The 11217-nt window shown below is 53.8% G+C and carries 11 protein-coding genes; 3 read left to right on the top strand and 8 right to left on the bottom strand.

Annotation, left to right across the window (positions count from 1 at the left end):
- Positions 1-147, top strand: a 147-nt coding sequence (locus ACFX4O_RS15395) for an IS3 family transposase (protein ID WP_380209236.1), incomplete at its 5' end; no start/stop codon positions are given.
- Between the two features lie 203 nt (positions 148-350).
- Here the strand turns inward: ACFX4O_RS15395 and nlpE are convergent.
- From nlpE to ACFX4O_RS15380, 3 genes are read right to left on the bottom strand one after another with little or no spacing between them, the layout of a single operon-like run.
- Positions 351-1046 carry an envelope stress response activation lipoprotein NlpE gene (nlpE, locus tag ACFX4O_RS15390; protein ID WP_380209215.1) on the bottom strand — a complete coding sequence of 232 codons (696 nt, stop codon included), beginning with the start codon at positions 1044-1046 and terminating at the stop codon, positions 351-353.
- Positions 1047-1081: 35 nt separating this feature from the next.
- Complete coding sequence (gene arfB, locus ACFX4O_RS15385; protein WP_380209213.1) at positions 1082-1504, bottom strand: alternative ribosome rescue aminoacyl-tRNA hydrolase ArfB; 423 nt, start codon at positions 1502-1504, stop codon at positions 1082-1084.
- Positions 1501-2046, bottom strand: coding sequence for a YaeQ family protein (locus ACFX4O_RS15380; protein ID WP_380209211.1), 546 nt, complete (start codon positions 2044-2046; stop codon positions 1501-1503). The genes arfB and ACFX4O_RS15380 overlap by 4 nt, the downstream gene beginning before the upstream one ends.
- A 195-nt stretch (positions 2047-2241) precedes the next feature.
- Between ACFX4O_RS15380 and ACFX4O_RS15375 the strand changes: the two genes are divergently transcribed.
- Together ACFX4O_RS15375 and rof are read left to right on the top strand one after the other, a co-directional pair.
- Positions 2242-2442, top strand: a complete 201-nt coding sequence (locus ACFX4O_RS15375) for a YaeP family protein (RefSeq protein ID WP_017458016.1) — start codon at positions 2242-2244, stop codon at positions 2440-2442.
- On the top strand, positions 2429-2689 hold the full coding sequence (gene rof / locus ACFX4O_RS15370; protein ID WP_380209209.1) for a Rho-binding antiterminator: 261 nt from the start codon (positions 2429-2431) through the stop codon (positions 2687-2689). The genes ACFX4O_RS15375 and rof overlap by 14 nt, the downstream gene beginning before the upstream one ends.
- Positions 2690-2716: 27 nt before the next feature.
- Here rof and tilS read toward each other — a convergent pair whose 3' ends face one another.
- The 5 genes from tilS to dnaE form a co-directional block, all read right to left on the bottom strand.
- On the bottom strand, positions 2717-4012 hold the full coding sequence (gene tilS, locus ACFX4O_RS15365) for a tRNA lysidine(34) synthetase TilS (protein ID WP_380209207.1): 1296 nt from the start codon (positions 4010-4012) through the stop codon (positions 2717-2719).
- Between the two features lie 62 nt (positions 4013-4074).
- Positions 4075-4464: a VOC family protein gene (locus ACFX4O_RS15360; protein ID WP_020456619.1), complete on the bottom strand. Its 390-nt coding sequence runs from the start codon at positions 4462-4464 to the stop codon at positions 4075-4077.
- A gap of 58 nt (positions 4465-4522) precedes the next feature.
- Positions 4523-6661 carry a lysine decarboxylase LdcC gene (locus ACFX4O_RS15355; RefSeq protein ID WP_380209206.1) on the bottom strand — a complete coding sequence of 713 codons (2139 nt, stop codon included), beginning with the start codon at positions 6659-6661 and terminating at the stop codon, positions 4523-4525.
- Positions 6662-6760: 99 nt separating this feature from the next.
- The gene (gene accA, locus ACFX4O_RS15350; protein ID WP_131407940.1) at positions 6761-7720 is read right to left on the bottom strand and encodes an acetyl-CoA carboxylase carboxyl transferase subunit alpha; all 960 of its coding nucleotides are present in this window, start codon (positions 7718-7720) and stop codon (positions 6761-6763) included.
- 12 nt (positions 7721-7732) lie between these two features.
- On the bottom strand, positions 7733-11215 hold the full coding sequence (gene dnaE, locus ACFX4O_RS15345) for a DNA polymerase III subunit alpha (protein WP_380209203.1): 3483 nt from the start codon (positions 11213-11215) through the stop codon (positions 7733-7735).
- Positions 11216-11217: the final 2 nt, after the last annotated feature.

Here is an 11217-nt window from a genome sequence, read left to right as displayed (position 1 = left end):
TGTTTTTATCTGAGCAGGTGGGACAGTGTCAACGAACTGAGAAAGGCGATAGAGGAATACATCTGTTACTACAACAAGCGGATAAGCCTGAAATTAAAAGGCCTGAGTCCGGTAGAGTACCGAACCCAGGCCCTGAAAGCCGCTTAACATGAACTGTCCAACTTTATGGGGTCAGTCCAAATGCGGGGCTTTTTTTATGACTATCTGAAAACCACGTTCTGTAGTCGTAGTTAGCACCGGGATTTGGTTTTGCCTCATGGTTGTTGGATTTAAATCTAACAGGATCGGCAGACGTTTCTTCTTACGATTTCGAACCCTTCTATGAAGGCAAATTTTTGTGGTGCTAATGCTTAATCATCACAGCTTTTGTCAGGGCTGAACTTACCGCGCTTATTCGTCACCAGCACTTTCTGCGCCGCACCGGTATCCGGATTTGGCTCAACGGTAAAATGCCCTTCAACCACCAGCAGAATCGGCTTGGTTTCCGTTCCGCGCGCTGCCGCATAGTCACGCTCAAGCTGCGCATTGCTGGCTACGGTTACCTTCTTGCCAGTTGCACAATCGGTAAAGACTGCCGCATCAGCCATGTACATATACATGCCGCGCATCGCCATTGGCGTCGCCGGTAGCGCGGCTTTCACCGGCTGCAGTGTGTAATTAAGCGACGAAGTGATGGGATTGCCTTCCTGATCAAGCATCTCCAGTGCATCGCCTTTGGCGCGGAAAAAGGTTTTATCACCGTGTGTATCGGTGAGGATCAGTTTATCTGCCGTGCGCGCCCAGTTCCCATAAGTGGCAAACACCGCGGGCGCTTTTCCTCCCTGGTAGCGCTGGTTCATCACCCAACTACCGTCTTTCTGGAGAAAGAGGGATGTTTCAATCCCTTCGCAATCCGCGCAGGGCAAAACACCACGCCAGCTTTGCTGCATCGGTTTCAACTCTTCAACTTGTGTTGGCTGTACCGTCTCAACATCGCCACGGTTGTTACAGCCGAAAAGCGCAAAGAGCGTACACCCTGCCAGCACAGATAAAATCGCTTTTTTCACACTCGATTCCTTATGCACAATTCTGTTAGTACCCGTCAGCTTTCACGACCACGAACTTTGCCGCGTAACGCTTTTACCGACGACTTTTGCGCCTTGCCCGATAACCGACGCTCTTTCGATGCGCGGGTCGGACGCGTTGCCCGACGGCTTTTTTGCACGACAGTTAATTCTTTTATTAACGCCACCAGGCGAGCGACTGCCGCTTCGCGGTTCATCTCCTGGCTGCGGTACTCCTGTGCTTTTATCACCACCCAGCCTTCGCTGCTGATCAGATGGTGCGACGCTTCCAGTAAACGCGCCTTGTAGTACTCTGGCAGGCTTGAAGCCCGGATGTCAAAACGCAGGTGGATCGCCGTTGAGCTCTTATTGACATGTTGACCACCCGCGCCCTGTGCCCGCACAGCCGTGATCTCCAGCTCTTCTTCGGCAATAGAGACTGAACGAGAGATCTCAATCATTGCGACTGCCAGGCTTCGAGATGGATTTCCATATTCTGGCTATCATCCGATAACCAGATAGCACCATCCTGCAATGTGGCTTGCAGCGTCATCGTGCGATCGCTGGCAAATGCACTCAAACGGGCTAGCTGCGCATCATCCAGATACCAGATGCGCAGATTGCTAAATGCCGCGCAGCGCGACTGATTCTGCTGCCACCAGATCTGCGCGGCACGGGAATTATAGGTAAAAAGCGCAACCTCTTTCGCCTGCGAGCAGGCTTTCTTCAGCCGTTTTTCATCCGGCAATCCCAGTTCAATCCACAGATCGATCCCCAGATAATCATTGCGTAGCCAGAGTTCCGGTTCATCGTCAGCACTGAGGCCGCGGGTAAATTGCAGGCGTTCATCCGCATATTTCATCCACGCCAGCAGGCGCAGCATCATGCGTTCTTGCGTCTCGGAAGGATGGCGAGCCAGCGTCAGCGTTGCATCTAAAAACTGATTACGATCCAAATCAGCCACGTTCACCGTCGCTTTATAAATTGTCGCTTTTAATGCCATATCACCGCTCCTTCATAAAATGGTCGCTATTGTAGCGAATATAAGCATAAAGCGCTGTTATCTCTTGTCGCAGTGGGTATTCATCGCCCTGATAATGATTAACAAGCTGTGGTATAGTCACCTTGCTAAACAGAGTTTAACTTCGTAGGCTTAGTGTTATCTCACAGTAAAGTCAGGTTGCTGACAGGAGGTGATGTGAACAATTATTGTGAGTTAGTACGCAGACGTTATGCGGAAATCGCCAGCGGAGATTTAGGGTATATCCCGGATGCGCTGGGGTGCGTGTTGAAAGTGCTGAATGAAATGGCGTCGGATGACACCCTTTCAGAGTCGGTCAGGGAAAAGGCGGCATATGCTGCCGCGAACTTACTGGTGAGCGATTATGTCAATGAATGATGCCTATCAACCCATCAACTGTGATGACTATGACAACCTTGAACTCGCCTGCCAGCATCATCTTCTATTGAAGCTGGAAATGAAAGACGGCGAGGTGCTCAGCGCCAAAGCCAACGATTTAGTCTCACGTAAAAATGTGGAGTATCTGGTGGTTGATGTCGCAGGTGCAACGCGCGAACTGCGTCTCGATAAAATTGCCAGCTTCAGCCATCCTGAAATCGGCACCGTTGTGGTGAGCGAGTCCTGACATTTTGCGGGCAGCGCCTGTTGCCCGTTATCTTCGCCACTCAAGATGTACGCCCGTTTGCTCAGCGCTTTTCGCCCCTTCTCGTGTAACGAATAACCCCGCCGCTGCAATCAATGTTTCGCCATAAAACAGCAGCGGCGTGGTATCACGTCGCCAGGGTGCCACACCGAGTTCCTGCCAGATTTTCTTCAGCTTGCGCCCGCCGCTGCGCCCGATGATATGCAACATGCCGGGTGCCTGAAAACGGATCGAAACCGCCTCGCCAGCGTTGGGCGCGCGAATTTCCCCACCCGGCAATAGCGACAACTCGCCAAGACCTGCCGGTAATGTTAGCGGTTCGAAAGGCGCAATCCACAGCAGTTGCGTATCGCGCTGGCTTTCAATGGCGCGAATCCACCACAAGCACGACTGATAACGACGCACCTCGAATTCGCCCAGCCGCAGACACGGCGAAGCATCTTCACGCGCCAGCGCCACTTCCTGCCACAAGCGATCGAGCATGGCGCGTGACGGCATTACCGCACCGCGCTGCGCCAGCCAGCGACGCAGCAGCGCCCGACGGCGCGCATCGCTTAGCGCATAAAGAGGGGTAAGTTCCAGTGCCCCTTCATCTGTCATCGCCGCAACAAGTTCGTCCGCGAGGAGCTCATCAAGTAACTGCTCTTGCTCGCCACACAGCGCGGCACTACGCGCAACGGCATCGGCAAAATGCGGCCAGCGCGCCGTCAGCAACGGTAAAATCTGCAAGCGTAAAAAATTGCGATCGAAGCTGGCGTCGGCGTTACTTTCATCCTCAATCCATGACAGCGCATGGTGAAGCGCCCATTGGTGCAGCTCATCGCGGGTTTGTGTCAATAGCGGGCGAATAAGCTGAGTTCCGGCAAAAGGCATCATTTCAGGCATGGCCGCCAGCCCGGCAGGTCCGCTGCCGCGCTTTAACGCCAGCAGGAATGTTTCACATTGATCGTCCAGATGCTGAGCCGTAACCAGCACTTCGCCGGGCATCAATGCATCCGCAAACGCCTGATAACGCGCTTTGCGCGCCTGTGCTTCGATCCCTTCCCCGTTGTTCACAAGCTGAACGCGAACCACCGTAAGCGGGATCTGCCAGCCTGTGCAAACGACCTGGCAATGATCCGCCCAAGCATCGGCGTGAGGGCTAAGCCCATGATGTATATGGATAGCACGCAGCTTGAGCTCGGGTAATTGCTGACGCCAAAGCATCAATTTATGCAGCAGGACCGTCGAATCCAGCCCACCACTAAACGCCACCAGAAACTGGCGCGAAGTGGTCGGCATTGATGCAAAAAAGGGCGTGGTCATAGCGATTATCAAAACGGAGTAATGCCCGGCACGTTACCGGGCATTATTGGAAGTGGCAAGTATTACTGCTGGTAAAGCTCCAGCGGCAGGCCATCAGGATCGGTGAAGAAGGTAAAGCGTTTATCAGTGTAGGGATCGATACGGATTTCCTCGCACTGCACACCGTGAGCCGCCAGGTGCGCGACTGCCTTATCTATATCATCCACACTAAATGCCAAATGGCGCAGCCCGCAGGCTTCGGGTCGGCTGGGACGAGCTGGCGGGAACGGGAAAGAAAACAGTTCAATCACATACTGACCGTTCAGCGCCAGGTCGCCTTTCCATGAATCACGTGCCTCGCGATAGACCTCGCTTTGCAACGTAAACCCGAGGATATCGCAGTAGAACGCTTTACTCTTCGCGTAATCAGTAGCGATGATGGCAATATGATGAACCTGTTTTAAACCCAGCATAGTTTCTCCTTTTCTGAATGCCAGAACGTTACGCCTGCCAATGTTTGCCCGCAATAGCTCAGCGGGCTTTTAGGACTCGTACCCGGTAAACGCCCTCTTCGTCCCGCTTCGCACCATGAATATCTGTCTCAAAACCGGGATAGTGGCGGCCAATAGCGCAGAGCATCAGCAGGAAATCCAGCACCGCCCGGCTGGCTTCGGTGATCATTTCACCGGGCATCACCAGCGGCACGCCTGGCGGATAAGGCAGGATCATATTCGCCGAAATTCGCCCAATTAGCCGCTCCAGCTCGATGGTTTCCACCTCGCCCTGAATTTGTCGCTGCCATGCCTGGTGCGGCGTCAGCTTCATTTCCGGAAGAACATCGAAAGCTTGCAACATTAAACGTGGGAGATCGTGCTGACGGATCAATTTATGGATCCCCTGCGCCAGATCCTGAATGCGCATATTGCGGTAGAAATCTGGATCTTCGGCGTAGAGGTCCGGCAGCATATTTTTCACGCGCAGGTTCAGATCGTAGGCGCGTTTAAACTCCATCAGCCCACGCAGCAAGCCCATCGCGCGGGTTTTATCGATGCCGATACTGAACAGGAATAAAAGATTGTATGGCCCGGTTTTTTCGACCACCACGCCGCGTTCATCAAGAAACTTCGCCACCAGCGCAGCCGGGATCCCGTCATCACTCATATTCCCCTGTTCGTCCATCCCCGGTGTCAGAATGGTCACTTTAACCGGATCAAGAAACATATGGTCGGCATCCGCGTCGCGAAAGCCGTGCCACGTTTCGCCGGGCGCGACTGGCCAGCAATCCGCCTCTTCAATCTCTTCTGGCTGCCAGATATCAAAGAACCAGCCGTCGGCTTCGTCTTTAAGCCGTTGAACCTCTTTACGGAAATGCAGCGCGCGCTCGACGGAACGGTTAACCAGACGTTTGCCAGGGTTACCGCGCAACATCGCTGCCGCCGTTTCGATAGACGCAACCAACGGGTAACTCGGTGAGGTAGTGGTGTGCATCATAAATGCTTCGTTAAAGGTGTCTTCATCATATTCACCTTTAATATGAATCAGCGACGCCTGCGAAAATGCCGCCAGCATTTTGTGCGTCGACTGGGTTTCAAAGAACACTTTTCCCGGTACCCGCTCACCGCTCATGCCGCTTTTCCCGGCGTAAATCGGGTGGAAATTGGTATATGGAACCCAGGCAGAATCGAAGTGGATAGAGGGCACATCCAGCATTTTTTTGATCCAGTCAGTGTTATACAACAACCCGTCATAAGTGGAATTGGTGATCACCGCGTGTACCGGCCAGCGCGCGCCCGCGATTTTTGCCACCTTTTGTTCGATGCTGGCATGGGTAAATTCGCGGCGTGGAATACCGCCCAAAATTCCCAGCGCATTGCGACCAGGCTTCAGCCATAGCGGCGTAACATCGCTCATCATCAGTAGATGAGCCAGTGATTTATGGCAGTTGCGGTCAATAAGCAATGTGCTACCCGCCGGGGCGGCATACATCCCGACGATTTTATTCGACGTGGACGTGCCGTTGGTCACCATGTAGCTCTGCTCCGCGCCAAAGGTGCGGGCGATATACTCTTCGGCTTCCAGATGCGGGCCTGTGTGATCCAGTAATGAACCCAACTCCGTGACAGAAATAGAGACATCCGCTTTTAATGTATTGCCGCCGAAAAAATCGTAAAACAGGCAGCCAACCGGGCTTTTCTGATAAGCCGTGCCCGCCATATGTCCTGGCGTACAAAAGGTATATTTGCCCTCTTTAACATAGGTAAACAGCGCGCGGGTAAACGGTGGCGTAATGGTATCCAGGTACTCCCGGGTGTACTGGCCGATGCGCGTAGCAATATCTTCGGACACGCCCAGCGCATACTCGAAAAACCACAGCGCCATGCGCATATCCTGGATGCTGACATCCATCGTCGAGTGCGTATTGATAAAGGCGTACAGCGGAAGGTATTCGTTAAGCTGATTGATTTCGCTGCACAGATCGAGGGAGTACTCGTCCCAGTCAAAGATAACGCCGCAGATGCGCGGGTTGTGTTCGATAAATTTCAGTAAGTCGGTGCTGTTTTGCGGCCAGATAAGTTGAAAACCCTGGGCCTGTAATGCCTGCTCCAGCTCCTTAATTGGCTCATCTTTATAGAAAACGCCATGTGGTCCCATGATGGCAATAATGTTCACGGTTACCTCCGTTAAAAACCTTAGCTAAGCATAGTTGAGCTAAACGGCAGGTATAAAAAAAGCCGCACAGCGGTGCGGCTTTTCAGAGTGGGATGAGAATCAGGCGTAGCCGTAGCTCATCAGACGCTGGTAACGGCGGTTACGCAGATCATCTTTGCTCAGCACTTCCAGATCGGCCAGATCGGCCAGCAGTTGCGCTTTCAGCGAAGCAGCCATGGTTTCCGGGTTACGGTGAGCGCCGCCCAGCGGTTCCGGAATGATCGAGTCGATCAGTTTCAACTCTTTCAGACGCGGTGCGATAATCCCCATCGCTTCGGCCGCCAGCGGCGCTTTATCAGCGCTTTTCCACAGAATGGAGGCGCAGCCTTCCGGGGAGATAACAGAATAAGTGCTGTATTGCAGCATATTCACTTTATCACCCACGCCAATCGCCAGTGCGCCGCCGGAGCCGCCTTCGCCGATCACGGTGCAAATAACCGGCACGCTCAGGCGGGACATTTCACGCAGGTTGCGGGCGATCGCTTCAGACTGACCACGCTCTTCCGCGCCCACGCCCGGATAAGCACCCGGCGTGTCGATAAAGGTAATGATCGGCATATTGAAGCGTTCTGCCATTTCCATCAGGCGCAGCGCTTTGCGATAGCCTTCCGGTGCTGGCATACCGAAATTACGACGAATTTTCTCTTTGGTTTCGCGGCCTTTCTGGTGGCCGATGATCATCACCGGACGCCCATCCAGACGCGCAATACCGCCAACAATGGCTTTATCGTCAGCGTAAGCACGATCGCCAGCCAGTTCATCGAACTCGTCGAAAGCCAGGCGGACATAATCCAGGGTGTATGGACGCAGCGGATGGCGAGCCAACTGTGCGACCTGCCATGCGCCAAGATCGGCGAAAATTTTACGTGTCAGCTCAACGCTTTTTTCACGCAGACGATGCACTTCTTCGTCGATGTTAATATCCAGTTTTTCATCCTGACGGCCAACGGCGGTCAGAGAATCGATTTTCGCTTCCAGCTCAGCAATCGGCTGTTCGAAATCAAGGAAATTCAGACTCATAGTATTCCTGTATTAGTCAAACTCCAGTTCCACCTGCTCCGAACCTATGAGGCCACGCAAATCGTTAAGTAAACGATCGCTCGGAGAGACACGCCACGTTGCGCCGAAGCGTAATCGTGCGCGCGCATCCGCCCTCTGATAGTAGAGATGTACTGGAATGGTTCCCGAACGGTGGGGTTCCAGAGACTGACGGAGTCGGTTTAAAAGCTGGTCATCAATTTGCCTGTCCGTCAGCGAGATAGCAAGCCCACGGGCGTATTTTTCCCGGGCTTCGTCAATGTCCATCACTTCGCGGGCGGTCATTTTAAGCCCCCCGCTGAAGTCATCAAAGCTGACCTGTCCGCTGACGATAAGTATGCGGTCTTTTTCCAGCAGTTGCTGGTATTTATCCAGGGCGTCAGTGAACAACATCACTTCAAGACGCCCGGAACGGTCATCCAACGTACAGATGCCGATACGATTACCGCGCTTGGTGACCATAACCCGCGCAGCAATGACGAGCCCCGCCGCCGTGGTCACTTTCCCACGCTCGGTCGGATGCATGTCTTTCAGCCTGTAGCCTCCGACATAGCGCTCAATTTCTTTTAAATATTGGTTAATCGGGTGTCCTGTCAGGTATAACCCTAACGTTTCACGCTCGCCATCCAACACCACCTGTTCCGGCCACGGCTGACAGCTGGCGTAGGACTGCTCGATCTGCTCTGGCTCTTCAGCCAAAACGCCAAACATATCTGCCTGACCAATCGCTTCCGCTTTCGAATGCTGATCGGCAGCTTTCAGCGCATCGCTCAGCGCGTTCATTAGCGCGGCGCGATGCGGGCCAAGGCGATCAAACGCCCCGGACATAATCAGTTTTTCCAGCACCCGGCGATTGAGTTTTTTAATATCGGTGCGAGCACAAAGATCAAACAGTTCACGGAAATAACCGCCGTTATTACGCGCTTCAATGATCGCCTCGATCGGACCTTCACCCACGCCTTTGATCGCACCAATGCCATAAACAATTTCACCATCGTCGTTGACGTGGAAATGATACAGACCCGAGTTGATATCCGGCGGCAGGATTTTCAGCCCCATGCGCCAGCACTCATCGACCAGGCCAACCACTTTCTCGGTGTTGTCCATATCAGCGGTCATTACCGCCGCCATAAACTCGGCCGGATAGTGCGCCTTCAACCACAGCGTCTGGTACGACACCAAAGCATAGGCGGCAGAGTGCGATTTGTTAAATCCGTAACCAGCGAATTTTTCCACGAGGTCAAAGATTCTCATCGCCAGTTCGCCGTCGACGCCGTTTTTCTTCGCACCTTCTTCAAACGTACCGCGCTGCTTGGCCATCTCTTCCGGCTTTTTCTTACCCATCGCGCGGCGCAACATATCCGCACCGCCAAGGGTGTAACCCGAAAGTACCTGCGCAATCTGCATCACCTGTTCCTGATACAGAATGATGCCGTAGGTTGGCTCCAGAACTGGCTTCAGGCTCTCGTGCTGCCATTGAACATCCGGGTAAGAGATCTCTTCGCGCCCGTGCTTACGGTCGATGAAGTTATCCACCATGCCCGATTGCAGCGGCCCCGGACGGAACAGCGCCACCAGTGCGATCATATCTTCGAAGCAGTCGGGCTGCAGACGTTTGATCAGGTCTTTCATGCCGCGGGATTCAAGCTGGAAAACCGCCGTGGTTTCCGAGCGTTGCAGCATGTCGAAACTTTTCTTGTCATCCAGCGGAATAGCAGCGATATCCAGCGGCGGTTCGCCGTTTTTCTCGCGCCGGGCGTTAATCATTTCCAGCGCCCAGTTAATGATGGTCAGGGTACGCAGCCCGAGGAAGTCGAACTTCACCAGACCCGCATATTCCACGTCGTTTTTATCGAACTGGGTAACCGGGTGCTGACCGGCTTCATCACAATACAGCGGGGCAAAATCGGTAATCTTTGTTGGCGCGATAACCACGCCACCGGCGTGTTTCCCGGCGTTTCGCGTGACCCCTTCCAGCTTGCGCGCCATATCAATTAGCGCTTTGACTTCTTCGTCGGCTTCGTAAATTTCCGGCAGTTGCGGTTCGGCTTCAAACGCTTTAGCCAGCGTCATCCCCGGATCGGGCGGCACCAGTTTCGAAATTCGGTCGACAAAGCCATACGGATGACCAAGCACACGGCCAACGTCGCGGATAACCGCTTTCGCCGCCATGGTACCAAAGGTGATGATCTGCGATACCGCATCGCGGCCGTACATATCCGCCACGTGCTCGATAACCTGGTCACGTTTTTCCATGCAGAAGTCAACGTCGAAGTCAGGCATCGAAACACGTTCCGGGTTAAGGAAACGTTCGAACAGCAGGTCAAACTCCAGCGGATCGAGGTCGGTAATTTTCAGCGCATAAGCCACCAGTGAACCCGCACCAGAACCACGTCCCGGCCCTACCGGTACGCCGTTGTCTTTCGACCACTGGATAAACTCCATCACAATGAGGAAGTAGCCCGGGAACCCCATCTGGTTGATAACCTGGAGTTCAATATCGAGACGTTCATCGTAAGGCGGGCGCTTTTCGGCGCGCTCTTTTTCATCAGGGAAGAGGAATTCCAGACGCTCTTCCAGCCCCTCTTTTGATTTCACCACGAGGAAATCGTCGGTGGTCATATCCCCTGTCGGGAACTGCGGCAGGAAGTATTCGCCCAGACGCACGGTGACGTTACAACGTTTGGCGATTTCGACCGTGTTTTCCAGCGCTTCCGGGATATCCGAAAAGAGTTCGCACATCTCCTCTTCGCTGCGCATATATTGCTGCGGCGAATAGTTACGCGGGCGTTTGGGATCGTCGAGGGTAAAACCGTCGTGGATCGCCACGCGGATCTCATGGGCGTCGAAGTCGCCGGCATCAATAAACCGCACATCGTTGGTAGCAACAACCGGCAAGCCATGCTCTTCTGCCAGCGCGACGGCGGCATGCAGGTAAGGCTCTTCGTCCGCTCGCCCTGTGCGGATCAACTCCAGGTAGTAGCGATCGTGAAAATGGGTTTTGTAGAACTCAAGACACTGCTCTACCAGTGCGCTATTGCCACGCAGTACGCTTTTACCCACGTCGCCCATGCGCCCGCCGGAAAGCAGAATCAACCCTTCATTGAGCTCCAGCAGCCAGTCGCGATCAATCCACGGACCAAGCGCGCCATAACCGCGCTGGTAAGCACGCGAGATTAGCAGCGTCAGGTTTTGATAACCCGTATTGTTGATAGCGAGAACAGTCAACTGCGTCAGCTCGTCGCCAAGCAGATCGCTTTGCACATGAAAATCGGCACCAACGATCGGCTTCATCCCGGCACCGTGCGCCGTTCCGTAAAACTTCACCAGACCACACAGGTTAGTAAAATCGGTGATCGCCAGCGCAGGCATGCCGAGCGCAGCCGCCTTTTTTACCAGCGGCCCGGTTTTCGCCAGCCCGTCAATCATGGAATAGTCGCTATGCACCCGCAGGTGTACGAAACGTGGTTCAGCCATTT

Origin of the sequence: Kosakonia sp. YIM B13571 (assembly GCF_042788095.1) — a bacterium.
GTDB lineage: Bacteria > Pseudomonadota > Gammaproteobacteria > Enterobacterales > Enterobacteriaceae > Kosakonia > Kosakonia quasisacchari.
This window is presented reverse-complemented; position numbering and strand designations above follow the sequence as displayed.

Bases quoted from the DNA above. Each gene is read 5' to 3' on its own strand.
- ACFX4O_RS15380 (WP_380209211.1), bottom strand. From the start codon at position 2,046: ATGGCATTAAAAGCGACAATTTATAAAGCGACGGTGAACGTGGCTGAT.
- tilS (WP_380209207.1), bottom strand. From the start codon at position 4,012: ATGACCACGCCCTTTTTTGCATCAATGCCGACCACTTCGCGCCAGTTT.
- accA (WP_131407940.1), bottom strand. From the start codon at position 7,720: ATGAGTCTGAATTTCCTTGATTTCGAACAGCCGATTGCTGAGCTGGAA.
- dnaE (WP_380209203.1), bottom strand. From the start codon at position 11,215: ATGGCTGAACCACGTTTCGTACACCTGCGGGTGCATAGCGACTATTCC.
- arfB (WP_380209213.1), bottom strand. From the start codon at position 1,504: ATGATTGAGATCTCTCGTTCAGTCTCTATTGCCGAAGAAGAGCTGGAG.
- rof (WP_380209209.1), top strand. From the start codon at position 2,429: ATGTCAATGAATGATGCCTATCAACCCATCAACTGTGATGACTATGAC.
- ACFX4O_RS15360 (WP_020456619.1), bottom strand. From the start codon at position 4,464: ATGCTGGGTTTAAAACAGGTTCATCATATTGCCATCATCGCTACTGAT.